The organism is Neobacillus canaveralius, assembly GCF_047237705.1.
Taxonomy (GTDB): domain Bacteria; phylum Bacillota; class Bacilli; order Bacillales; family Cytobacillaceae; genus Neobacillus; species Neobacillus niacini_K.
The window spans coordinates 2,698,910-2,724,836 of sequence record NZ_JBDFLL010000001.1 but is presented as its reverse complement, the minus strand read 5'-3'; the positions used below and the strand labels follow the sequence as shown (position 1 = coordinate 2,724,836).

At 36.4% G+C, this 25,927-nt stretch carries 22 protein-coding genes; 5 read left to right on the top strand and 17 right to left on the bottom strand.

Features of this window, described 5'->3' with window-relative positions; translation table 11 throughout:
* Window positions 1-87 precede the first annotated feature (87 nt).
* The gene (locus ABC255_RS13805; RefSeq protein ID WP_412994290.1) at window positions 88-369 is read left to right on the top strand and encodes a glycine zipper 2TM domain-containing protein; all 282 of its coding nucleotides are present in this window, start codon (window positions 88-90) and stop codon (window positions 367-369) included.
* Window positions 370-657: 288 nt separating this feature from the next.
* Here ABC255_RS13805 and ABC255_RS13800 read toward each other — a convergent pair whose 3' ends face one another.
* The 3 genes from ABC255_RS13800 to ABC255_RS13790 all read right to left on the bottom strand — a co-directional run bounded on the left by ABC255_RS13800 (window position 658) and on the right by ABC255_RS13790 (window position 5,157).
* A complete protein-coding gene (locus ABC255_RS13800; RefSeq protein WP_412994289.1) occupies window positions 658-867 on the bottom strand; it encodes a hypothetical protein in 210 nt (69 codons plus the stop codon).
* 106 nt (window positions 868-973) lie between these two features.
* The gene (locus tag ABC255_RS13795; protein ID WP_412994287.1) at window positions 974-1,438 is read right to left on the bottom strand and encodes a hypothetical protein; all 465 of its coding nucleotides are present in this window, start codon (window positions 1,436-1,438) and stop codon (window positions 974-976) included.
* Between the two features lie 587 nt (window positions 1,439-2,025).
* Window positions 2,026-5,157 carry a S8 family serine peptidase gene (locus ABC255_RS13790; RefSeq protein ID WP_412994285.1) on the bottom strand — a complete coding sequence of 1,044 codons (3,132 nt, stop codon included), beginning with the start codon at window positions 5,155-5,157 and terminating at the stop codon, window positions 2,026-2,028.
* A 1,179-nt stretch (window positions 5,158-6,336) separates the two neighbouring features.
* Between ABC255_RS13790 and ABC255_RS13785 the strand changes: the two genes are divergently transcribed.
* Window positions 6,337-6,792, top strand: coding sequence for a YfmQ family protein (locus ABC255_RS13785; protein ID WP_412994283.1), 456 nt, complete (start codon window positions 6,337-6,339; stop codon window positions 6,790-6,792).
* A 341-nt stretch (window positions 6,793-7,133) separates the two neighbouring features.
* On the opposite strand, the gene ABC255_RS13780 is transcribed toward ABC255_RS13785, so the two are convergent.
* From ABC255_RS13780 to ABC255_RS13750, 7 genes are all read right to left on the bottom strand, one after another.
* On the bottom strand, window positions 7,134-7,943 hold the full coding sequence (locus ABC255_RS13780) for a uroporphyrinogen-III synthase (RefSeq protein WP_412994281.1): 810 nt from the start codon (window positions 7,941-7,943) through the stop codon (window positions 7,134-7,136).
* Between the two features lie 32 nt (window positions 7,944-7,975).
* Window positions 7,976-9,037 (bottom strand): acyl-CoA dehydrogenase, encoded by a 1,062-nt coding sequence (locus tag ABC255_RS13775; RefSeq protein ID WP_412994280.1) that lies wholly within the window; start codon window positions 9,035-9,037, stop codon window positions 7,976-7,978.
* A gap of 150 nt (window positions 9,038-9,187) precedes the next feature.
* Window positions 9,188-10,141 carry a carbon-nitrogen hydrolase family protein gene (locus tag ABC255_RS13770; RefSeq protein WP_412994278.1) on the bottom strand — a complete coding sequence of 318 codons (954 nt, stop codon included), beginning with the start codon at window positions 10,139-10,141 and terminating at the stop codon, window positions 9,188-9,190.
* Window positions 10,142-10,163: 22 nt separating this feature from the next.
* Window positions 10,164-11,498 (bottom strand): aminotransferase class I/II-fold pyridoxal phosphate-dependent enzyme, encoded by a 1,335-nt coding sequence (locus ABC255_RS13765; RefSeq protein WP_412994276.1) that lies wholly within the window; start codon window positions 11,496-11,498, stop codon window positions 10,164-10,166.
* Complete coding sequence (gene hisC, locus ABC255_RS13760; protein ID WP_412994275.1) at window positions 11,495-12,625, bottom strand: histidinol-phosphate transaminase; 1,131 nt, start codon at window positions 12,623-12,625, stop codon at window positions 11,495-11,497. The genes ABC255_RS13765 and hisC overlap by 4 nt, the downstream gene beginning before the upstream one ends.
* A gap of 370 nt (window positions 12,626-12,995) precedes the next feature.
* Window positions 12,996-13,643: a response regulator gene (locus tag ABC255_RS13755; protein WP_412994273.1), complete on the bottom strand. Its 648-nt coding sequence runs from the start codon at window positions 13,641-13,643 to the stop codon at window positions 12,996-12,998.
* Window positions 13,640-14,437, bottom strand: coding sequence for a sensor histidine kinase (locus ABC255_RS13750; RefSeq protein WP_412994271.1), 798 nt, complete (start codon window positions 14,435-14,437; stop codon window positions 13,640-13,642). Before ABC255_RS13750 ends, ABC255_RS13755 begins: the two co-directional genes overlap by 4 nt.
* Window positions 14,438-14,655: 218 nt before the next feature.
* Between ABC255_RS13750 and ABC255_RS13745 the strand changes: the two genes are divergently transcribed.
* Both ABC255_RS13745 and ABC255_RS13740 read left to right on the top strand, forming a co-directional pair.
* Window positions 14,656-15,186, top strand: a complete 531-nt coding sequence (locus ABC255_RS13745; protein ID WP_412994269.1) for a copper resistance CopC family protein — start codon at window positions 14,656-14,658, stop codon at window positions 15,184-15,186.
* Window positions 15,187-15,229: 43 nt separating this feature from the next.
* The gene (locus tag ABC255_RS13740) at window positions 15,230-15,877 is read left to right on the top strand and encodes a YcnI family copper-binding membrane protein (RefSeq protein ID WP_412994267.1); all 648 of its coding nucleotides are present in this window, start codon (window positions 15,230-15,232) and stop codon (window positions 15,875-15,877) included.
* A 383-nt stretch (window positions 15,878-16,260) separates the two neighbouring features.
* Here ABC255_RS13740 and ABC255_RS13735 read toward each other — a convergent pair whose 3' ends face one another.
* The 5 genes from ABC255_RS13735 to ABC255_RS13715 form a co-directional block, all read right to left on the bottom strand.
* Window positions 16,261-17,736 (bottom strand): aminotransferase class I/II-fold pyridoxal phosphate-dependent enzyme, encoded by a 1,476-nt coding sequence (locus ABC255_RS13735; protein WP_412994265.1) that lies wholly within the window; start codon window positions 17,734-17,736, stop codon window positions 16,261-16,263.
* A gap of 231 nt (window positions 17,737-17,967) precedes the next feature.
* Window positions 17,968-19,398, bottom strand: coding sequence for a MocR-like pyridoxine biosynthesis transcription factor PdxR (gene pdxR, locus ABC255_RS13730; protein ID WP_412994264.1), 1,431 nt, complete (start codon window positions 19,396-19,398; stop codon window positions 17,968-17,970).
* 143 nt (window positions 19,399-19,541) lie between these two features.
* Window positions 19,542-19,736 carry a hypothetical protein gene (locus tag ABC255_RS13725; protein ID WP_412994262.1) on the bottom strand — a complete coding sequence of 65 codons (195 nt, stop codon included), beginning with the start codon at window positions 19,734-19,736 and terminating at the stop codon, window positions 19,542-19,544.
* Between the two features lie 299 nt (window positions 19,737-20,035).
* Window positions 20,036-20,563: a YceI family protein gene (locus ABC255_RS13720; RefSeq protein ID WP_412994260.1), complete on the bottom strand. Its 528-nt coding sequence runs from the start codon at window positions 20,561-20,563 to the stop codon at window positions 20,036-20,038.
* A 347-nt stretch (window positions 20,564-20,910) separates the two neighbouring features.
* Window positions 20,911-22,179 (bottom strand): mechanosensitive ion channel family protein, encoded by a 1,269-nt coding sequence (locus ABC255_RS13715; protein ID WP_412994258.1) that lies wholly within the window; start codon window positions 22,177-22,179, stop codon window positions 20,911-20,913.
* A 282-nt stretch (window positions 22,180-22,461) separates the two neighbouring features.
* On the opposite strand from ABC255_RS13715, the gene ABC255_RS13710 reads away from it, so the two are divergent.
* Window positions 22,462-23,061, top strand: coding sequence for a Uma2 family endonuclease (locus ABC255_RS13710; RefSeq protein WP_412994257.1), 600 nt, complete (start codon window positions 22,462-22,464; stop codon window positions 23,059-23,061).
* Between the two features lie 102 nt (window positions 23,062-23,163).
* Here the strand turns inward: ABC255_RS13710 and ABC255_RS13705 are convergent, their stop codons facing one another.
* The gene (locus ABC255_RS13705; RefSeq protein WP_412994255.1) at window positions 23,164-24,708 is read right to left on the bottom strand and encodes an MFS transporter; all 1,545 of its coding nucleotides are present in this window, start codon (window positions 24,706-24,708) and stop codon (window positions 23,164-23,166) included.
* 35 nt (window positions 24,709-24,743) lie between these two features.
* Window positions 24,744-25,790, bottom strand: a complete 1,047-nt coding sequence (gene bglB / locus ABC255_RS13700) for a beta-galactosidase BglB (RefSeq protein ID WP_412998558.1) — start codon at window positions 25,788-25,790, stop codon at window positions 24,744-24,746.
* Between the last annotated feature and the right edge of the window lie 137 nt (window positions 25,791-25,927).

Genomic DNA, 25,927 nt, shown 5'->3' with positions numbered 1-25,927 from the left:
GTAAATCTACTTATGGTGGGTAGTATATGTTTGGGATGGTGTGCTTTCATAAGAATATTCCCAATTAATAAACAAGGAAGTGAATAGATGAATCAGAGTAACGATCGCAATAACTTTGGTGGAAATTCAGAAGAAAGTAGCAACAATCAAGCTGGTAGAAATGCCAAACAAAGTACCAGTGACTTTAGTGAAACAGTAGGAACTCTTACTGATGCCGTTGCGGGTGCTATGATAGGTTCCCCATTAGGACTAATTGGTACTGTTATAGGCGGTGTTTCAGGCGGTGTAATTGGTAGCCAGATGGGGGAGGGGGCTGAAGTAGATAATAATACAGCTTCCAAAAATCGTGATGTGGGCAAATATATTTAACTCTATAAATAAGGAGCCATTTTGATAAGGATTCAAATCAATTTACGAGGAAAATGTAAATTTTCTGGAAACATAAGATGTTGAAAAACAGCTGCATGAGTGGCTAACGGGTGAAATGTCTTGAGGAAGAACTCAATAATGGGTTCTTTTTCTTTTGATATTATATCACCATGAACGTTTAACAATTAAAACTTATATATGGATTAGAAACTGACCCACACCACGACATTACAAAATAGTGCCAACTTCTCTTTAATTGAAATTGGCACTTCGTTTATTCACTTTAGGTTATCGAGACACTTTTGGCGGTTGGCACACGTCACATTTACGTTGATTATTATTTTTAAATTTCGTAAATGTTTTTTCAAAGTTGCTACCACATTCACATTTAAATAGTAAATTTTGAGAAAAACCATGATATTCAGTCGTTAGCAACTTACTTTCCGAATTGTTCTCGACAAAATCTTTTATTTTTCCAATCGTCCATCGTTTGTTCATACTCTTACACCTCCATATTTTATCGTTAATCGGAGGCATTTCTTAGCATCCGTTAAATTAAAAGTAAAAGTAGTAATTATCCTAAGTTACCCATTATAACATGAGTTTATTTTTTGGAGTAGTGCTCTTTAACAGATGGGAGAAGAGTAATGGATTGAATTATAAGACCCAGGAATATGTAGAAAACGTGAATAAACGCAACTCCTTGAATCATATACAATTCCACCGTAATCCAAATTATTAAGATAAAACCTACGTATAAAGAACTATTCCATGACCAATGTGTTTCTTTATAGAGTCTGAGTTTTTCAGCGATTTTAAATGGCTTTTCAGTGATAAGAAAAATTGCAGTGATTAGTGGGAGAATGCCCAACCCAACAAATAGTATAAGACCAGGGATGAGAAAATTATTAAAGGGGCTATTTTGTAACATCTTCAAAGGCATTGACAAAATCGAACCATCAGGAGAAACAATCAATACACCTCCACCAAAAAGAGCACCTAATCCAAGAAAAATGTGTAAGGAAATTAACAAATAGCAAGCAAAAGACTTCCGTTGTTTCGCAATCATTAGAATCATCTCCTGAAAGATTGTGTTATCAAATTAATTTTACAATATTTCAAAAATTTCAAGTTAGTAAGTTATGACGAATCTGTGAATATTTTTTAGAGGTGGCACCTTTATCTTTTTTTTAACTTTTTATCAATTTTATTGCTCATATTAAATACCTACCCTGAATACCTATATATACTTACAAATCATTTATGGTAAAATAGTATTCCTTGGCAGGGGCATTAAAGAGCGAGTCGGCATTTTATAACCGACTCGCTTTTATTCTTTATCAGGTGATTCTAAAGAAAGTGTCAGGCATCTTCTTTACTGAATGAAATAAGTCCGTCTGCAGTCCGTCTTTTTGCATCCGTAGATGACCCATTAATTAAATCCAATGCAAATGATAATTTCTCCCCAACAAATCAATAGTTACTCCCACATGACTCTCAAAGTCAAAAAAAAACTACTATTCAGACCTAATTTATAGGTCCACGAATAGTAGTTCAAATTTTATTAGACTAATTCATATATGGTTTTCTTGCAAACTAGCAATGGCAATCACCACTATGGTAATAGGAAACTGCTACAAGGTTCTCAACTCCACTTTAGTTTTTCTTATTTCCAGTGGTTCCGTTGTTGCCGCTGCTGTCAACTTTTACAGTATTAGTTGATGCATTACCAGCATTGTCAACTGCTACAACTGTCACGGTTTGTCCTTTAGAAACTGGAGTAGTAAGTTTGTGTGATGTTTCACCATTTACGTATGGTTTTTCTGTAGCAATTTTACCATCAACCGTTACATACCAATAAGCAACACCACTTGTTTTATCTGATAAATCAACTGTTACGGTTTGTCCGTCTGTACCTAATGTTGTTTTTAATTTAGGCGTTGTTATGTCAAGTTTCACTGGGAACGTAACTTTTTGAGCCTCAGCACCTTCAAAGTCAAGAGTTGCTTCTACTTGCAAGTAATATTGACCTTCAGGAGCTCTCTTGCCGTTTTGCATTGTACCATCCCATGTCCAGTCGGAGAATAGGTAGTATTCTGGGCCTCTTCCGCCATCAAAGTAGTTTTTAGTAACATCTACTTCGGTCTTAATTTCTTTTACTACCTTACCTTCCGAATTTATTACATTAAGATTTAATTTTTTCGCGTTGCGGATAAGGGATAGAATGTAGGTTGCACTGTCATTTACCCCATCACCATTTGGTGAGATAGCGATAAGATCAGGGTTTAGATTACCAGTAGCCTTATCTACCCCCAAGAAATCGTAGCTGTTGTCACCAACAGGAGTCACTACACCTGTAAAGCCGTAGTAAGACATTGTATCCCAAGCTGGAGAATCTAAAATTGGTGCTGCATTCCAGTCACCTTTAAAGCCAACATAAGGCACCACTAAATCTGGATTTGAATCAGTTGGGTCAGATAGCTTAACAAAACCTTCTAACCAATATCCATTTGTGAAAATTGTTTTCAAATCTGCATCCCAATCACTAACATCAACAGTAACGTCAAATGTCGCTGTGCCATTAGCAGGGACTTCAATTATACTTACTGCTTGACCGTTAACTTTAGCAATGGCTCCTAGATCAAGGGCTCCAACTTCGTTAGGTCTTGATACTAATACACCACTACTATTAACAGGTCTATCTGTTTGTGAACTAGCACTTACATCATATGTTACTGCTTCGTTAGAATGGTTTTCTGCTGTTAATGTAAAAGTTACCACATTACCAGTAACTTCTTTAAGAGCAACCTTTGCTTCACCAGTTTTGGAGTCAGTTACGGTGACCGGTGTTGATAATGCTGCATGAAGCTGCATTAAACCTGCACCTTGGCGTCGAGGAGAAACAGGTGCTCCACCAAATTCAACTGGTTTTGATGTGTTTAATAAGAATTTCTTCGCAAGCTTCTCCCTTGCAGCGCCATTATGGCCAAATTCTTCATCCACACGTTGTAATACTAATGCAGACCCACCAGAAACATGTGGAGCTGCCATGGATGTACCACTCATAACTTGGTATTCATTATTATTAGCAGTAGAGTAAATTTGTCCACCTGGTGCTGTAATTTCTGGTTTAAAATCAAGGTTTGGAGTTATACCCCAGGAAGAGAATGAACTCATTTTCCCTGATTCAACGTTAGGTATTGTCGTTTGTTTGCCGGCAAAGGTAACGTTTACTGATTGTCCGCTTTGAAGTGCTGTAGCAAAACGATCTCCATCAGCTTTTAACATGAACAATTGAGGGATCTTGATTGACGCATCCGTTGCCATATTAACAGTTCCATCTTGATTATTGTATACAATCACACCTGCTGCTCCAGCAGCCTGAGCATTTTTGGCTTTAGTAACAAAATCTAGTGTACCGCGTTGAATTAAAGCGAATTTTCCATTCAAATCCTTACCTGTAAAATCAGCAGGAGCTCCTATTCCAGCATGTACCAGTTCAAAAGTTGATCCTATTGTAGGGGCAGTCTGACCTGCGGATAAGAACATCACTTGTTGTGCTTCGCCGCCAGCGATTGAAACGTTGGCTGCATCTACAGTGAGGGTAGTGTTTTCATATGAAGCTACTGAAATAGAATCAACAGAAACACCAGGTGCTCCTACAACTCCATAATCAGGATTTGATGCATACGGATGGAAATAGCCACTTCCAAAGTATGTAGAGTTACCTGCAGAAATGGACATAACAACACCGTTATCAACGGCTCGCTTAACTGCTTGTTGTTCAGGGGACTCGGCATTAACAAACCCAGCTGGAGATCCAAGACTCATATTAAGAACATCTGCCCCTAGTTTGATGGCATCATCAATGGCTTTAATATAAATATCGCCCCATGTAGATGCTTCTTCTTCGCCGAATACACGTAGAGCCAAAATTTGTGCTTCAGGAGCAACACCTGTAATACCGCCGTTTTCTTCATCTCCGTTTGCACCAACTGTTCCAGCCACGTGCATACCATGCATTCCAGTGTCTACATTGTCGTCAACGATATCAGTGTTATTATCCATATAGTTCCAGCCATAAGGGACCTTTTCTGTTCGATATGTCCCAGGGAGGCCAAACTCGGAAATTGCATTTTTCACTTCACTTTCAGATAGTTCAGCTTTTGTAGAATCCGATAAAACAAAATCTTCATGAGAAGGGTCAACACCAGAATCAATGATTCCAACAGTCATGCCTTCCCCCGTATATCCAAAATCACGCCAAGCAGCTTGAGCCTCAACCAACTCTTTACTGTACTTCATATCAGGTTTTTCAGTTGGAAGTGTATACTCAGTTGCAAGGTAAACATTTTTGACTCCTTGAACTTCTTTGATTTTTTCAATATCACCGTATTTTACTTTGGCACTAAAGCCGTTTACGATGGCATTAAATTCTTGTTCGTATTTAATGCTAATATTTTTCCCTTTGATTTGATCCTTCGCTGCTTTTTGTTTGTTTTTAGCAGCAGTTTCTAGTTGCTTGCGCTCTGCTTTGGATAGCTTATCGTACTTTACCCCTTTTTTAGTGGCCGTTTCAACCGCCGCACTGCCTGCTAACTCAACGATAACACGAACCTCTTTGGCTGGGTCGACGTTTTGCTTATCAGTAGCTATCAAATTTGTTTTTGAGAGCGTTGGTTTTTGTGCATCTAACTGATGTGGTGTGATTCCTCCTGTCACAGCAAACCCAACACTGCTAAATGTCATTAATGAAACTAGTGAAATTGCAGAAATTCTCTTTAACATGTTTCTACCTCCCCTAGGACTTTGTGAAACTAGATTAATAGAGTAGAATACTGCCCCCTTTTTTATAATCTCTACTAAAAACATCACAAAATTTTCAGTATATTCTAACTATACTAAATTAGTAAATTTTGGACTAGACCCTTAATAAACAGCCAGTAAGACATATTTCTACTTACATATTAAAAATATTGTCATATAATGTTATGAAATATAAAAATCGAATGGAACCAAGAGGTTTTTGACTTGGGAGCGATTTTTAGGGGAGAAAATATACTAGAATGTTAGAAAGTTTTGTCGAGAGTTCTTTTATTTAAAAGGGATATTATATTGGCGAGGGACTGGCAAATTGACCCCAATAAATAGCTCTTTGATTTATTGTTTAATTTTCTCCTATTTCCCTATTTCAGTTGATTTAGAGGAAATTTTTATTTTTGCATAGGACCATGGGGACGGTTCTTCTGGTCTATTTTTTTAATTTGAACCATGAGAACCGTCCCCGCAGTATTTTCCATCACTAACCTTTCTTCACTTAAGAGTACTTTCACCCTTTATATATAGAAAAAGGAAGAAAACGGACAGGGTGATATTCCTTCAGATGTGAATGATTTGTGACAATGGAAATGAAGGTTCCTATGACTGCTCTTTTAAGCTCCATACAACTTGTCTAAAAGGTTTGGCTAGTCTATACATTTTTACATACAATAACACTCAAAACATTGATAGTTCAACATTTGTGAGTGTTTGAAAGTTACTAAAATATTCTTGTGTGAAAACATACGACAACTTCTTTTACAGATTTGGATTTTTCTCTTATTCGGCTAAAGATCTTCTTGTTGTTTTTCTTTTTCTTTTTCTTTTTCTTTTTGCCCACGCATCGTATATATTTCTTGAACGTATCGTAAAATTTCCATTAACGTATCGTAAACTAGCTTTTTTATCCTCCGCGTATCGACAGGAACATCGTTTCACTTGGTAGTAGATTTTGTGTGGTTATAGGTGGATAGGAAAATAAAGTTGCATCTACACAATAAGTGGTTGGCTAAAATCCACGAGTATTGGATGGTTCGTCAGATGGAAAATTACCTTATAATAGTTGTGACAATCTAAATGTCAAGATTAAAACGAAGACATACAAGCAAATTAGTAACCAGAGATTTTGACTAAAGGAGTCGATCAGATATGACATGGACCATTGCACTTACAGTATTGCTTGGAATTGTGCTTAAAATGGTAATGAGTCCTCCAAGTGCAGTGGTGGATTGGATTTTTAGTAAATTTGCACTTCATCCAAAACTAAATTCAAAAGATGTAACTGTCACATATTTAGAAAAGCACTTAGACGAGATAGAAAAAACTCGATTGATTGAAAATTTTAATGATGCTACTTTTTTAAAACAATATGATATTTTTCCAGGCAAAGAAAATTTATTTCTACAACCAGAGACACCTGTTACTCCATTTGTTATCACAGTAAAAAGAGGGAAAAAAGATTGTAAGATCTTTGTTTATTGTTCGGTGGATTACGTGTATGTAGTCAAGCAGTCCAATAAGAAAGTAGTAGCTTATGATCTTAGATCTGAAAATCTACAAAAATTCAATTTATCAGCCAAGGTTGCAACTAAAGATGTAATATGATACAAGTGCAGGTTGGCAATAAGAAGAAACCTAAAAGAAAGTGCATTTTATATTCTCTAAAAGGAAAAATCCGGTAAATAGGCTAGTTAATCTGAATTCGTGCCCGCGCGGCGAAACTTTTAGAGAAAAGGGTAACGAATAACCCAATCATCTCCGTGAAGTGTTATCTTTTTATAGATGACGGTAACGATTAAACTTCATGTTTGATTTCCTTAAGCTGGATTATAAAGGTGTACAGGGAACCAAACTATCTTTTTGATTCCCATAAACTTGAATTACTGAAAGTATAGGGAATCAAAGCCCTTTTTTCTCAAACTGTAAAGGAAAATTCTAGGCTTTTCCTAATGATTACAATAGTATCTGGATAGTTCCATAATCATTGCTCCCATTCTTTCATGTTCAGGGACAAGCATTTTCTCAACTCCCTCTTCTCTTAAAGCCTCCGCAGTAACTTTTCCGACTGCCACTGCAAGTATATGATTATTAAAAGAAGTTAAAATTCTGTCTACACAATCGTTATCTCTTGCAAAATTAAAAAGGGACCGGACTTGAACGGCAGTAGTAAAACAAATTGCGTCCAACTTTTCCTCCAACAGCTCTTCACATAATGTTGCAACGGTTTCTGTTTCTGGGGGAATGTGCTGGTATGGGAGAATCAATGTTACATCTGCACCTTTTTCTTCTAGGAATTTAATTAAGGACGGCGCTTGTTCACCATGAAGCTGAACCATAACTTTTTTTCCGGTGAAGTCAAATTTCTCCAATGAATTAATTAAACTACTGGTTGTACCATCTTCATCTTGGGCTTCCGGATAAATTCCCAGTTTCTTCAAAGACGAAAGTGTCTTATATCCTCGCGAAGCAATCTTGGATTGTTGGATTATGTTTACCAACTGCTGTTTAATCTCTAGTTTATCAGCTATATCCAACAACGTTTCTATACCTATTCCCGTTGTGAAAATAGCCCAATCCGTCCCGTCCTTTATGACTTTATTCAGATTTGGTCCTACCTCTTTTTCAGCCAAGAATACAGTCCCTTGAAGCGACCGGACAATTGGAAAACCTCCCTGTTTTTCAATTAGTGTACTCATTTCATCCGTTTTCCGGGATGCACCGATAGCAACCCTTTTCCCCGTCAATCCTTTTGACATACCGCTGCCCTCTTTCTGTTTATAATGGTAAACTAAAATAACGTTTCTAAATGCTTAATGGTTGGACTTAGATTCGCTATGAAATAAGCTTCTCTTAGTCTTCTAAATGAATCACTCCCCTGTAAATAACCTTGGCCACCAGAATAAAGCATGTCTGCTTGGACTGCTTTCAAGGTTATCTTGGCAATTTCTAATCGTGTTCGCAATATTTCCTTCCAAATAATTGTGAGATCCGTGGCCTTTGCATGTGCATATGTATTTTTACGTATACACTGGATCTCATCGATTAATTCCTTTGGCTGCGGTTTTACATGTTGATTTACCTCTATATTTTTCGAATGATTTTTGACAATAGATTCAATTGCAGCCTGGGATATTCCTATTCCCAATGGAATTTGATAAAGTGCTAATATTGGCCGTAATTGTTGTATATATTCATCCGCTTCTTCAGTTAGAATCCACTTATCTGGGATAAACACATTATTAAAATAACAAGAATATGTCGCACTACCATTTAAACCAATAAAATCTGTTTTACTTTCTAACACTAAACCTTCTAGTTTTACAGGTATCATACACATAATTCGCTGATTGGGATTTAGAGATGCAATAATAACAAACCAATGATCCTCATCCAAATTAGACACGCTTGGTAAGTTTCCAGATATAGTATATCCTCCTTCAGTCCTTTTTGCATTAATACGAATCGGTTCTAATCCAGCATAATATTTTAATGCGTTTGATAAGCCGGTTCCGCCAATGACGTCTCCTGATTCTAATAAAGGTAATAACTCGTTTTTAATGACAATATTATTGCTTAATCTCGCAGACGCCAAAGCTGCTAAATGACACCATATTGTAAAAGCTGTTGTCATGCAATAATTTGCCGTTTCTTCTATTAAATAAATATCCTTATAGCTGACAAGTTCCTTCTGTATTTTGTTTGAATTAAAAAAACCAGCTTTACCAATCGCATTAAGAAATTCTTTCGGGTAAAAAACGTGTTCATCAATTTGTCTGATATGTGGTTTAAGATGTTCATTAATGATTTCGTTAAATATGACCTCTTCTATATTTGTTTTCACAATATCCATTAAAAATGACCCACCAAACATTATTATTTTTCAAACATTCTTGTACCGTTTATTTAAAAAAACATCAATACCTTTAATATCATTCTATATGTAAAAAAACCGAATTCCTATAAAGAGAAAACGGCTTTGTTCCGTAGGTTTGATCTTCTGTTATTTCATCCAAATTGTACTTTCCTGCTTTTCTTTGTTTACAAATAATTTAAAAACATCCGGCCTTGAATAATGACCAACAGAATCAAAGTCAAATTGACTATAGGCGATCTGTTTCATATCAAGGTCTGCAATTATGATCTCTTCTTTTCCCCAAACAGGCTCAGTAACATAATCACCAAGGGGTCCAACGATGGCACTTCCACCGTTACTCATCACATCAGGAGATGATACAAGGTCATCATAACAAGCTAAATCTTTAGGGTACATATCCTTGGATACATATTGATTTGAGGACAATACAAAGCATCTGCCTTCCATTGCGATGTGACGAATGGTCGACTGCCAAGATTCCCTTGCATCTGCAGTAGGTGCAATATACAGCTGGACACCTTGTGCATACATTGCTGCCCTAGCTAGAGGCATATAGTTCTCCCAGCAAATCAGAGCTCCGATTTTCCCATATGGAGTTTCAAATACTGGTAACGTACTTCCATCACCCTCACCCCAAACGATGCGTTCAGCTGCAGTCGGTTTTAATTTGCGATGTTTTCCTAAAAGGGAGCCATCAGGACCAATAAAAATAACAGAACAGTACAGAGTACCACCACTAAATTCACTATCTCGCTCGATAACGCCCATAACAACATAAACTCCAGCTTCACGTGCCGCTGCCCCAAGTTGTACAGTCGCTTCACCAGGTACAGGAATCGAGTTCTCCCAATACCTGTACCAATCTTTTCTGCCATCTTCAGTTCGGCTTCCAATAATCGTACCAAAGGATAACCCTCTAGGGTAGGCAGGAACAAATGCCTCCGGAAAGACAACAATTTTAGCACCCTTTTCTCCCGCTTGTTTTATTATGCTAATGGCTTTTTTAATCGACTCATCTCGATCCATAATAACAGATGCAGCTTGAATAACCGCCACCCTGACATTTTGATTTGTACCCACCTTAATCTCCTCCAATTGAATTTCAGGTTAAATTTTTATAGAAGGAATCATCATTGCTTACTCGATTTGATACTATATCATTGATACCAAGGTAAATGAGTTCAAAAAGTTCTTCTAAATCTTCTTCTTCGACACACGAAAAGGCAATACGTAAGTCAGTTGAATTTATGGCTATGGTGCCTACTCCATATTGATTTAATAAGTGAACCCTCAGTTCCTCGGCATCTACCTGATTAAGCTTTAAGCACATAAAATATCCAGAATTAAAAGGATAAAAACCCCAAGCTCTTTTATATTTTTCTCGAGTAATAATCTCTTTGACCTTCGTCGCCCGCCGCTTCAATATCATATGTTTTTTACATTTTTCCTCTTCAAACTTGCTAGATTGCAAGGAACGTAAAATGACACTCTGAGACAAATGGGAACTGCTTGAAATCGTTCCTCTAATAAGGCCGTTTGTTTTGTGTTCCAATGCTTCCAATATATTAGGACAATCGGACGCAAAGGTTATAAAACCTACTCTAAGTCCCCAAACATAATTTTCTTTTGTTGCCCCATCCACCTTAATCGTTAAGATTCTAGTATGGATTCCTGACAACCTTCCAAACAATGACTCTTTTACAGAGTCTTCAAAGAACAAGCCGAAATAGGCATCATCAAGAATTACCGCTAGATTAATACCAGCGTCCGCCGCTTCTATTAAGACTGAGATAATTCCTTGCACTTCACTTTCCTTTGGCGTGTATCCCGTCGGGTTGTTTGGGAAATTAAGCACAACGATTGCCTTACCTGCATCCTTTTGCTGTAGTAAACATTCTCTGAATGATGGAACATTAAAGGTGTCACTGTCATCAAAAAGCTTAAAAGTCTTAAGATTTCCTCCTCTACGTACATGAAATATTGTTTGATAGTTCCCCCAATATTTATCTGGAAGAATAATGGTATCATTTTCATCTACAAAAAGATCCGCTGCGAGACTTAATCCGTGTGTAAGTGCATTCGTTGTAATCGGGAGCCCCATCCAGTTTTCCTGTATAGATGGATTATCTCGCAATAATTTTTGTTTCCATACATTCCGTAATGTTAATTTCCCAGAGGGAGGTGCATATGGATAAACATCTTCTGGGGCATAATCGGATAATGTTTCTTGTATATGTTCATAATGCATTGGAACCTTTTTTTCAGTAGCAATTCCAATTGTTGCATTAAAACGGGTAGCTTTTTTGGCTGCTTCAGCACTTTGGCTCAAGATTCCTTTGGGGTAATATAACTTCTTACCCAGATTCGAAAGTAACTCAAATACATGCGGATTATATTTATTAATCATGTCGTTTAGGTGTATAGCAAGTTCGTTCATTTTGTCTCTCCTTTTAATTGTATTGTTAAGAGGATTGAACTTATTGCTTCTATTAAGATATTATTCTCCTCTGGTGTTCCAATTGATATTCGAATATGTTCCGGCATCCCCCATGTATTGCCATAACGGACAATGATACCTTTCATTAGTAACTGCATGTAGATTTCCTTTGCAACAGGTCCGAATTTAACTAGAATAAAATTACTCATGCTTTCAGTATAATGTAAGCCTAGCTCTTGAAAGGCTTTGTTTAACTGGTCTCGTCCTGCCGTATTGACCTGTTTTGATTTTTCAATATGTTCTTCATCCCTTATAGCTGCTGCAGCAGCAGCCTGGGCCAAACTATTAACATTAAAGGGTTCTTTTACATGTAGGATGCTTTGAATGATATTTCTAGGTGCCGCACCAAATCCAATCCTTAAACCAGCAAGTCCATAAATTTTCGAAAAGGTTTGTAAAACAATAATTGGAAAACCAGCACGAACATATTCTAGTCCGTTTGTGTAGTCTTCGTTAGTCGCAAAATGACTATATGCACTATCAAAAACTACCAAAATATGATCAGGCAGGGATTGAAGCAGTTCTTCTAACTTAGATTTTGGTAAATACGTCCCTGTAGGATTATTTGGTGAACAGATATATACCAATTTGGTACGATCGGTTACTGCTGATACAATCAAATCAATATTAAATTGGTAATGATTGTCCAGAGGAACAGGTACAACTTTTGCCCCCATCAAATGGGCGCCGAAATCATATTCACTAAAAGATGGGGAGGGGACAATAATTTCATCTTCTGCTTCAAGATAGGTTTCTGAAATTAAGGTTATTAATTCATCTGCCCCATTTGTAATAATTAATTGTTTAGTGGACAGTGATAGGTTTGAAGCGATTGCTGCCTTCAACTCAACTGAATGTGCATCAGGATAACGATTGAGTGTGCTAAGACTATTAGATATTACCTCAAGGGCATTAGTAGATGGTCCGATAGGATTCTCATTTGATGCTAATTTTATCACTCTATCCAATTGCAGTTCCTTTTGTACTTCCCACAATGGTTTTCCTGGAATATAGGGTTTAACAAGATCTAATGCTCTTCGATGTTTAATATGATTGATTTTACTCACTGTGCTTCCCTCCTAGCGATCATTCAGTCATTAACTAACATATAAACTAATAAAAACGAAAAAAAATTATTATTCTATACATAAAGTTTTTATATTATTTTACTTTTTGAATTGTTTCAATAATCAAATCTACTTTTCATCATAAAGGATTTATAAATTTTATTACCCTCCAATTGACAGTTTTTTTAACCATCCAGTTTTACTTCATAATAAAAAGAACCCAATCAAATCATGATTTTTTGATAAAAAAATTATTAACAGTTATCAAGCTTTAGAGTGGGCTGTATCATGAATTCATGCAAATCACAAAAAAAGCCTATCTCCCTTAGGATCATAGGCTTAATTGGACTATTCTGCTATTCCTCAGCATTTATTTAGTTTCCAAGCCATGCCGCACTGCATAGGCAGCAAGCTGAACGCGATTATCCAGTTGGAGTTTCTCCAACAGGTTTTTGATATGATTTTTTACCGTATTTTCTGCAATAACAAGTCTCTGCGCAATTTGCTTATTGGTTTCACCTGACGCTACCCTAGCAAGAATCTCGCATTCCCTCGGCGTTAAAGAAACGGGACTAGGCTCGTCAGCGGTACTGCCTATACGAAAACGATGGAATAACCGGTTGGCAATCCTACGGGATACTTCTGTATGGTTCCCCAACAATGCATGAAGGTACTCAATCCAATCATCCGGCTCCATATTTTTAAGCAAATATCCTTGTGCACCAAATTGAATGGCTGTAAACAAATCTTTAACATCATCTGAAACCGTCAGCATGACAACATGAATATGAGGATAACCCATTCTAATTTTCCGAACTGCTTCCAGTCCATTTAATCTGGGCATATTAATATCAAGAAGCAGCAAGTCGGGCTGCAATTCTTTGCAAAGTTCAATTGCTTCATGTCCATCTGCAGCCTCCCCTATAATAAAAAAGGAATCATCAAATTCCAAAACACTTCGAATGCCTTCTCTAGCTAGAGGATGGTCATCCGCAATCACAACCTTATACTGCTTCATTTCTTTATCTCCTTTGTTACAATAATATCTGTTCCACCCATCCCACTTTTGGATATTTGTAATACTGCACCCACCTGTCTTGCACGTTCCTGCATCATGGATATTCCATACTTCCTTTCCGATACCATTGACGTATCGATTCCGCATCCGTTATCCCAAATCCTCAACTGCCATTGATTATGTGTTTCCTTAAATTTAATACCTACTTTAGTCGCTCCAGAATGTTTTCGAATGTTAGCAAAAGCTTCTTGAATAATAGCAAAGACCTGGACTTCTTCCTTTAATATAAACAATTGATTAGGTATTTCGAAATCTTCCTCGACATCAATCCCGGTGAACGAACTCCACTCAGATATCCACTTGGTCACTCTAGCGTTCAATGATCCACCTTCTTCAGGAGTAGAACGCAGGTTAAAAATCGCCTGTCGAACGTGGTGGTCAATGGTGGAAACAGCTCGGGAGGAAGCCTCCACATCTCCTTGCTTTAGCTTTACATTGAGATAGAAAAGGGATTGGGCAATCCCATCATGAAGTTCGCGTGCTAGTCTTTCCCTCTCTTCATAAACAGCGCGTTTTGCCTGTTCCTTAGCCAATTGGTCATTCTTTATTCTTATAATATGGAATACCCAGGATGAAAACAAAAGGGAAAGAACAAACGTAAGAATCGTAATAAAAACGTTCCCTGTTTCCATCGACAAGTGTCCCAGAAGAATATCATGGCGAAAAAATTCGAAACCTCCGATTAAAATTGTCGGTAAAATCACGGTAAGTATCTGTATTAAACGATACGACAATTAGAACCTCTCCTTCAACACTAATTAAATCTACTATAAATGATAATAACCAAAAACATAAGGCAGTGATAGCCCTGATGAGCTATTTACTATGGTTAGTGGAGGATTTACACTGTTGTTACGGTCAAAATAAATCAATTAAAAATATTTCGTCTTAATGACACTAAAAAAGGAGCTCCATTTTGAAAAAGTTAATTATATTGTTGTTTTTTGTATTTATGATTGTACCTTCGGTCGTTAGTGCACACACAAGTTTGTCTTCATCTGATCCAACAGAGGGACAAGTTGTTACTGAGAATCTCGAACAAATCACCCTTCATTTCGCTACGGCTATTGAAGAATTAAGCACTATGGAGTTGGTTAAGGAAGGAAACAAAATAGAATTAGGAGAAATTAAGGTAGACAATCAGCAATTGATTGGAACAATTTCTGATCCATTGGTTAACGGCTCATACACAATTCAATGGAAAATCGTTGGTGAAGATGGTCATCCCATTAACGGCGAGATAAATTTTAGTGTTCAAACAGAACAAAATCAACAAGAAACGAATACTGTCACACCTGAGGAAAACCAAGGTACGCAAGAGAAAAATAAACAAGCCAATCCAACTGAACAAAATACTGCTAGTGATACAGTTGAACAGGCAGAAAATAATTCTTCTTCCAACATGCTAGTAATTATTGCAATTATTTTGGTCGTTATCTTTGGTATTGTACTACTATTGTTCACAGGAAAGAAAAAACGTTAAGCATTAATACCTTATAACATTTGTCGAAGGGAAGATTTAACTAATGAAAAAGATTATGACCTCGTTTGTAGTTATGTTTGCAGTATTTTCACTTTTTGCAGGAATGGCTAGCGCGCACGTTACTGTCCTACCCAAGGAAACAACACAAGGAAGCTATGAAATGTTTACTGTCAGGGTACCATCCGAGAATGAAACAGTACCTACTACACAGATTAAAGTTGAATTCCCGTCAGACGTTACTATCAGCCGCTTCGAATCAAAACCAGGCTGGAAATATGAAATTGAAAAAGACTCAGCTGGAAAAATTACCAGTGTAACGTGGACAGCAGAAAATGTAGGGTTATCTTCAACAGAATTCGGACTTTTTAATATGCAAGGAAAAGTAGCAGACGACGCAACTGAAATAGCTTTTAAAGCATACCAAACCTATCAGGATGGAAGTGTGGTTGAATGGATTGGGGCACCAGATTCAGAAAAGCCGGCTTCAGTGACCACAGTTAATCCAAAACCAGCCGATGGCTCAAATGATCACCATGAAACTATTGAAAAAGAAGAAACTAAAACAGAACAAGTCAATGATGTGGCAGTAAAAGAAACAACAAGTGCTTCCAATGCTCCACTTTATGTTTCGATCGCCGCTTTAATAGCAGCGCTGATATCTTTAGGTATTTCTCTAAAAAGACGAGGATAATTTAATAATTAAAAGGACATGAGTTAAAATAAAAAGATAGCAAAAATAAATACAGAGAATAGCTCAGTTCATTTCATATCGAACTGGGCTATTTAATTCTGAGAAACTAAACAAAAAACACCGCAGATGCGGTGTAGATAAACACTATACTTTACATTTTTCTTATTAAGAAATTACTCTAAATAACTATTAAATTACTCGTCTACTATGTTATTTTAAATAGTATGCTTCTTCCCATCTTTTACTTTACATTATGAATCTTCAAAAATTCTTCATCAGCATTTTGGGTTATAACGAAGAAAGTAGATATTCGAACCAATCCTTCAACTAACCTAGTATTTTTATGGCAGAGCTAGTCCCAATTCTTGTTGCTCCAGCCTCGATCAATTATTGGCTAACTGTTCTTTAATTACACGTATACTTTTTAGTTCCTCATCCTCTGCACCTTGAACGGGAAGCCCCGCTTCAACATTCATCCTTGTATATACTAGATTATCCTGAGTGATAATTTCTCCTGGTATAAATATTGGAATTCCAGGTGGATAAACCATTACAAATTCTGCAATGATTCTTCCTTCGGACTCTTCAAAAGGAATCACTTCTGTATCTGCATAAAAAGCATCTCGCGGTGTCAATGCTAACAAAGGAATCTCAGGCAACAAAACCGAGCTGTCTACATTCTTATCTACCTGTGTTTTATATTCTTTGGATAGTTCGGTTAATGCTTGAATAAACAGTAATAGATCTTGCTCTGTGTCACCAGGAGTGACAATACAGAGAATGTTGTAGAGATCAGATAATTCCACTTCAATATTAAATCGAATACGAAGCCATTTTTCTACATCGTATCCAGTAACACCCAGCTCTTTTACTGAAATTAGCAACTTAGTTGGATCCATCGCTACTGCCGCGCTTGTTTCCAAAACTTCATGCCCCATACAATAAAGATGAGGAATTTCATTAATTTTCGAACGTGTTTCTTCTGCTTTTCGAATCGTGTCCTCTAACAATGCATGACCTACCGTTGCCAATGATTTTCTTGCAACATCTAATGATGAAAGTAATAGATAAGAAGTCGAAGTTGTTGTTAACATACTTAAGACAGATTGTACCCTTTTTGGAGATACAAGTTTTCCCTGCAAATTCAATATAGAGCTCTGTGTAAGGGAGCCTCCTAACTTATGAACACTAGTTGCAGCCATGTCAGCACCAGCCTCCATAGCGGATAAAGGCAAATCCCTATGAAAATGAATATGCGCCCCATGGGCTTCGTCTACAAGTACAGGAATATTCCTGGAATGAGCAATTTTTACTGTTTTTTTCAAATCTCCCGAAACTCCATAATAGGTTGGATTAATAACAAGAACTGCTCTCGTATCAGGATGGAACTTTAATGCTTTTTCGATAGAATCTGGTGTAATTCCATGTGAGATTCCAAAATAAGAATCAACCTCAGGATGAATAAAGATAGGAATAGCACCTGAAAACACAATGGCACTCATGATAGATTTATGAACATTTCGAGGCACCAGTATTTTATCACCAGGGTTGCAAACAGACATAATCATGGCTATAATGGCACCGCTAGTACCCTGTACAGAGAAGAAGGTATAATCTGCACCAAATGCTTTGGCAGCTAACCCTTGTGCCTGTTTAATAATTCCTTTAGGAAGGTGTAAATCATCAAGCGGTCCTATATTGATTAAGTCAATTGATAGAGCATTTTCACCAATGAATTCTCTAAAATCAGGATCCATTCCATTTCCTTTTTTATGTCCTGGGATATGAAATTGGATTGGATTCTTTTCAGCGTGTTTTTTTAAAGCTGTAAATAACGGAGTTTCAAATTGGTCAACCAATTTTTACACACCCTTTCTCATCTGAATATTGAAGTCATAATCATAGTTGAAATAGATGATTAAAGTGTTGTTTAGATTCATTAATAAATCCACTTCTACATAATAAAGGATTTTAAAAACTTATAACCATCCAATCAGATAGTTTTTTAGCCATCCATTTTACTTCAAAATAAAAAGAACCACGATTAAATCGTGATTCTTTTTAAAGAAAAATATCAGCAGAAAACGTTGTTAAAGAGAATGAAGTGCTTCCGCAAACCTTTTAATTCCTTCATGTATTAACTCCTCATCTTCCCTAGCGAATGTGAATCGCACAAACCCCTTTTTGGATCCCATCGTGGAACCAGGGACATAAATAACTCCCCTTTTTATAGATTCCTCCAGTAATTGCATTTCGTTAAAGTCTTTTTTTATCCGGCACCATAAATGAATGCCTCCCTGAGGAATTGAAAATTCAACTTGTTCCTTTAAATAGAATTGAAGGCTAGTGATAATTTGATCCCTTCGTTTTTCTAACTCTTTCACCAAACTTTTGATATGTGAATCAAAACTTGCCGATTCTAAAAAATCATTTGCAATCCACTGGGTAAAGCTTGCATGCCCGAAGTCTATTTGTTGTTTTGCATCCGATAGCCTCTCAATCACTGGCTTTGGTCCGATAATCCAGCCAATCCTTAAACCAGAGGCAACAATCTTTGATAAAGAGCTAATATATAAGACGTTGCCATGAATATCCATCGATTTTAATGTTGTAACCTCTTCACCGGAAAAAGAAGTTAGACTATAGGGATCGTCTTCCACTACCGGAATCCCATGTTCAGAGGATATTTCTAAAATCGCTTTCCTCTTTTTTTCATGAAGTAAGGTCCCTGTAGGATTTTGAAATGAAGGGTTTAAGAATATCATTTTAATTCGATGTTTTTTATGTAATGTTAATAATTCTTCTGGGTTTATTCCATCCTTATCAACGGAAAGAAAATATGGTTTTATTCCGGCTGATTTAAAGATCGGAAGATTATAATTATACGAAGGGTCCTCCAAAGCAACTGCATCTCCAGGTTTTAACAGACACTGTACGACTAAGTGCAAGGCCTGCTGCGCGCCGGATGTAATTAATATCGAAGAAGGATCGGCTTCAATTCTCCGAAATTGCTTTACATGCTTTGTAATGGTCTCCCTAAGTATTAGGTTACCTTGTGGATGATCATATCCTAAGCTTCCGATAAATGATCTAGAAGCGGTTATCTGTCTTAAAGAATCTAAGGGAAAAAGATCTTCGGATAGTTCTCCACTTGCTAAGTTAATAAGTTTATGTTCAACTGCTTCTTTTCGGATTCTTTGGGTAACAGGTAAATTGGGTAAAAACGATCCTGCCTCTATGTACCTGTTCCAGCTCGGAATACGTTTCTTCGTAATCCCCCAGATATCCTTACTTATCGTTGTCCCGCTTCCTCTATTCCGTTGAATCAGCCCATTTGATTCTAACTCATCATATGCGGAAACCACTGTACTTCTGTTTACGTTTAGTTCCTTAGCTAAGTATCTTTCTGATGGTAATGGTTTATCAGGCGGAAATGTACCATTGGCAATTCCATTTTCAATATATTCAGCAAGCTGTTTATAGATGGCTTTTTTAGCCGTACGATCTGGTTTCCAATCCATTGACTACAGTCCTTATGATTTTATTTTTCTACTTCTATTATTTTTCTATTTCACATTTTTACTCTTGAGGTATTTCCTACAGAAAAATTCATAAAAAAATAACCTATCGAATCTTAAAGTCAATAGGTAACAAAACAATATATTTATGCAAAAAATCTAATATAGACTCCAAGTGAAAATAGAGATAAGGTAATAACCACAACATAAATTAACGTTAAATTTGTAGTATTCTTTTTTGTCGAAACGCTATAATTTTCATCACTCTTTCCTGTGATTAGCAGTGTCGAAACAATTGCTACTAATAAAATAATAATGACCAAAACATACATAAAACTCATGTTTCACCTCTAAACGTATTATTAGACTACTTAGTAATAAGTAGTTAACTAGATAAAGCCACTTCAATATTTACATTTTTCTTAATGACAGCCAATTCAATAAATAATTTATATTATAATATATATCCCTATATTAGTTACCATCCAATTAATAAATATTTAAACCATCCACTTTATTACCTGGTAACCTTAAATTCCTTATTATAAAAATAGGCATTAACGGAATGCTTTCCTAGCAAATACAAAAAACCGGGCAGAAACCGCCCGGTCCATTTTCAATAGTTAACTTCAGAATAACATTAAGCTGCTGGGTTAACTTCTAATTCCACTTTAATTTTGATGTCTTTCCCTACAAGTACACCGCCTGTTTCAAGAGCTGCGTTCCAAGTTAGACCGAATTCTTCACGGTTAATTTTCGCTTCTGCTTCAAATCCGTAAACTTCTACGCCCCAAGGATTTGTACCTTTACCATTAAATTCTACTGAAAACGTTACTGGTTTCGTTACCTCTTTAATGGTTAAGTCACCAGTTACACTATAGTTATCTCCTTCATTTGTAATGCTTGTTGATGTAAATTCAATAGTTGGGTTATTTTCTACATCAAAGAAATCTGCAGATTTTAAATGGTTATCACGATCATCGTTCCGTGTGTTGATGCTTGCCACGTCCAGTTTGAATGCAATGGAAGCTGAAGTTAAATCTGTTAAATCTGCTGTTTCTACTTCAGCAGAATAAGATTCAAATTGTCCTTTTACTTTTGACACCATCATGTGTTTTACTTCAAATCCAATGCTTGAGTGTGATTGGTCTACTGTCCATTTTGCCATTTTAATATTCCCCCATATTTTGTTTTTTATAGTTGTCTCGAAATCGAGATATTCATCCAAAAAAAATTGTTTTTTAATAAACTAATATCCTTCAGTAAATTATCTCGAATTCAGTTATTTTTAACTTGAGATAAATTTACCATATAACCATTTAAAGTGTCAACACTTTATGAAATTATTTTTTATTCAATAAAATTAACGAACTTACATACAATAAGAAGCCACAGAATCAATGTCTGTGGCAATCGTATGTTACGTGCTAAAGGATAAAAGATACCTTAAAAAAGCTCTGGATATAGAAACCAAAGCATGTAATGTGTCTTCTAATAACAATAACTTTACTATGATTAGTTACCTATTTCTCTTCTCCCTGCATTCCCTCCCATTTCCTCCATCATATTTTTAAAATCATTCCCTGAAGGATTCTGGAAGATATGAAGTCCAAATTGTGCAGCTACTGCAAAAAGATGATCAAAGATATCGGATTGGATTGATTCATACACATGCCAGCGGATGTCGTTGGTAAAGGCATAAATCTCTAGCGGCAATCCATTTTCAGTTGGCGCCAATTGTCTTACGAGTAAGGTCATATCCTTACTGATTCCTGAGTGATGATGAAGGTATTGGGTAATATACGCTCTGAAAACACCGATATTGGTTAGGGCCCGGCCATTCACGGGATTATTCCGATTAATTTTATTCTTTGAATTGTATTCAGTAATTTCATGTTCCTTAGCAGTGATGTAATCGGAAAGAAATTGAATTGTTTTAAATTTCTCTATCATTTCATCGGTACAAAATATAATACTTTTCGTGTCAATGAATAAAGAACGCTTAATGCGCCGTCCACCAGAAGCCTGCATCCCTCTCCAGTTTTTGAAAGAATCAGATATAAGAGCATAACTTGGTATGGTCGTAATCGTTTTATCAAAGTTCTGGACTTTTACCGTGTTCAAAGAGATATCGATAATATCTCCATCTGCTTCATATTTTGGCATTTCAATCCAATCGCCAACGCGCACCATATCATTGGCCGATAACTGAATTCCCGCTACAAGTCCCAGTAGCGAATCTTTAAACACAAGCAAAAGTACAGCAGATAAAGCACCAACCCCGCTGAGAAGAATAAAAGGACTTTCCCCCAGCCAATGTGCGATAACGACAATTCCTCCAAGAATGAAAATAGTGATTTGAATCCCCTGAATATATCCCTTTATTGGCTTAATCTTAGAGATTTCAAAGGTTAAGTAAATATCATTAGATGCCTTTAAAAAGCTATTTATGACCATTAAACCGACCACAATTAAATAGGTCATTGCCGCTTTTTCTATAAGCAGCTGATAGTCAGGGAAGGTAGATGAAAAGTAATAAATAATAATGGCTGGAACAATATGGGATAATCTGTGAAAGACCTTCCTTTCCAAAAGCATATCATCCCACTCGAATTTGTTGTGCGTAATAAAATGAGCAATGACTCTCAACACTACCTTCTTCGTGAGAAAATTTGCAGCTATACAGAGGACTCCAATAAAAAGAATCATTAGAAGAACCGCAAGATATTCAGTAAGGACTGGGTCCATATCATATTCAAGCAGTCGATTGCGAATCAGTTCCATGTTTTTCCTCCACGTTTCATCATCATTCCGTTGTCAGGAAGTTACATTCACTACCCAAACATTCATTCTACACCTAGTTTCTCTAAATTTCGTTGCATTCATGTACTATTTAGATTCCCCCACCCATGGGAGAATTAAAATTTGTAGAATATAAAAACTCCAGCATTTAGAAATTTTGTTTCCTCTCAAAATTTGAATCATCGGCTTAATTAATTTCTTCTAATGTATGGTGTATAATTAGATAAGGTACATTGATATGAGAAAGGTTGTGGGAAGATGCGTATGGCAGATCAACATCAAAAGATCATTACCTACAAGGAGTATGCCAGTTGGGATGAAGATAAACGATGTGAAGTGTTGGATGGAAAAATAATCAGCATGGCTCCCTCGCCACAGCCTAGTCATCAAGAAATATCCATGCAAATATCCAACGAGATTGGGTCATATCTTAGAGGAAAAGTATGTAGAGCTTTTGCTGCTCCCATTGATGTGTTCCTTTTTGAAGATACCCGTCATAAATGGATTGATGAAAATGTTAGGAATTGGGTTATCCCTGATTTCATTGTTGTTTGTGACCCAGATAAGATCAAACAAAATAAAATCTTAGGTGCTCCTGACTTGGTAGTTGAAATAATTTCTTCATCTTCTGCTAAAATTGACCGAATCGATAAAAGACTTGCGTACCAGCGTGCAGGAGTAAAAGAATATTGGATAATTGACCCTGCCAATCAGCTCGTTGAAGTTTATCAGTTGAGGAATCATTCATTAGAACTACAAAATGTCTATAAAAGGGAAGATACTATTCCTGTACATGTATTAAATAGCCTGGAAATTGATTTAACTGTAATCTTTCCAGAAAGAGAATCCGACCTCCAAGAGTAACGGGGAGGTCGGATTTTTTTATTTTTGTGTATTTAATTTGTGTTTGTTTTCATTTGTTACTTAATTACTAAGTCGGGCTTTTTTATTAAATATGTGTCCCCGTTAAACTGCTTTTTTATGTTTTGTATTATTAAGGTTTTCTTTATAATTTATGAGATTCTCATACCCAATCTTGTTATTTCCCCATGTTTTTTCATATTCCCAGCCTGTTAATTGTTCAAAAACCTGACGGGCTTCTGGTGAAACATCTTTTTTTGAGCCGCCATTTTTTAACCGTTCAATCTCATTTAACAGAATAACATGATTTTCTTTTGTTAATTTGTAACGATAGGAGATAATTAATCCTCCCACTAAAAAGATGAGTGTACCAAACAACAGGATTGAAATGATCATGTTTACAGCTGATTCTGGTTGAGATCCTTGTCCAGATACGAAGCCAGCTTCTTGCAAGGCCACACTTACTAAAAAGACAGCCAAAGCTTGTGTTCCTTTCCGGATTAAACTCATAACACCAGCAAAGACCCCTTCACGTCTTTGACCCGTTAACGCTTCATCTACATCTGGAATAAAGGCATAGTTATTCCAAGGAATGTAGTTCAAACCACCACGGCCTAAACCACAAATTCCAATCATGACAAACAATAAAGCGCTGCTATTTAGTGTACCAGTATATTTCAATACAATGAATCCACCAATTCCAGCAATAAAGAAGAAAATTGCCGTTCTAAAAGCCGGTGCAGGATTCAATTTAATCGTTAATGTAAGAGCAATCCATACACCAAATATCTGCATGGCATACATAAACGTTAATAAGTTAGAAGCATCAACAGCACTTTGCATGAGCGCAAAGACAACAAAATAAGTAAATACCGCATTGAATACGTCTTGACTCAAATATCCTCCTAAATACATTCCTAAATGGTGACGGAACGTTTTTACTTGTAAGGTTGAGAACAAGTCCGCATAAATCTTATGAACATTTTGAAAGAACGTTCTTTTACTTATCGTTTTTTCTAAAGGTATTTCATCAAGTGGTCGTTCCCAAGTATTTTTGTATAGCAGAGTTAAAACAATTAAAAATATTAATGTGAAAATGATACCTGAATATAAGAATGTCAGAGGATCATCTTTCCCTAATGCTTCTACCAGTCTACCAGGAATAAATGCTGCGAATACAGCAGACGATTGTGCCACAAACATTCTTGCACCCGTAAACTTTGAACGTACTTTATAGTCATTGCTCATCTCAGCTGCAAGAGTATCATAAGGAATTAAGATCATTGAATACACAAGTTCAAACAATATATAGGTTAATAAATAATACCAGTAATTAAATCCATCAACCCAAATTAATGTATACACTAGCACAAGTGGAATGGCCGCCAGGATAAAGAACTTACGTCTGCCAAAACGACGGCCAAGTTTTGTTTTATGAAAATTATCGGTTATATACCCCATTGTTGGTGCAGCAATAGCATCGACAATTCGAGCGATTGCGAAGATAGAACCAGCTTGAACGGCTGTTAGATTACAAAAGGTTGTTAAGAAGAATAGTAACCATGCTGCTGTTAGTGCAAAGGCTCCTGCCCCTAAAAAGTCACCTAAACCATAAGACAAATAATTTATAAACTTCGGTTGTCTCTTCATTATTTCTTCTCCTTTTATTTGAAAAGATGTGATTTTCAACTAATATACGTATTAAGAAATTCTGCTAATGCTAGGATCGCTAGTGATTGACCATATGGCATGGTGGTAGTTCTGATTTCTTTGTAAAAATCAAGTGTATCTCCCATCCCTGTTCCTACAGATACTTTTTGCAGTGCTCCTTCTTCATTCACTTCTTTGATGAGTCCCTGAATGGCCTTGTAGGCTACTTCTTTATAATCCTGGCTAATATATCCCTCATGTACCGATTTTAAAATTCCATATGCAAATCCTGCTGTAGCAGAAGCTTCTACATAAGAGGTTGGATCATTAATTAATGTATGCCATAATCCGCTTACATTTTGGTGTTTCGCAAGTGATTCGATTTGCCTATTCAATGTATCGATTAGGAAATCGTGAAGAAAATTGCCCTTTTCCAATTCCAATATTTCAATAATCTCGGGAATCGCAATCGTAATCCAGCAATTTCCTCTTGCCCAAAGTGCTTCGGCATAATTATGATTTTCTTCGAATGTCCAGCCGTGGAACCATAAACCTGTTTTTCTGTCTGTTAAATATTTGATATGGATGAGAAATTGCTTTTTGGCCTCTTCTAAGTATTCTGGTTTGTTTAGCAGTTTTCCAATTTTGGCTAATGGCAGCACGGTCATCATTAACGTGTCATCCCATAGCTGATTTTTGTTTTCTGGTCCATAGGTCATATGTTGAAGACCATCTTCACAAGTACGAGGCATATCATTCATAACCCATTCCGCCCATTCCTCTAAATGTGGCAGATATGTCTGGTTCTTGGTATCCTCATATAAAAATGCCAATGTTAAAAATGGTGCCATTGTATTGACGTTTTTCGGAGGAACACCTTCTTCGAATCTTGCATTAAACCATTCATTAATAATATTTAAAGCATTTTGATCCTTGGTTAATTTCCAATATTTATAGATTCCATAGAGCCCTACACCTTGAGGCCAGTTCCAAACATGCCAGCTTTTATCGTCAACGATTAAGCCGTCAAAATTAAGTAAAAATTCGCCTGTTTGATCTTTGATTTCTGTTAGATTATTCATTAACAAATTTATGTATTGAATAATCTCTTTCTTTTCGATGACATTAGCCTGTATCACAGTAATCCCTCCAAATGAATGATCTTTGTCTTTTAAACTTGTAAACGTTTTTATGCTACACCTCAATTGTATGGAAAGCG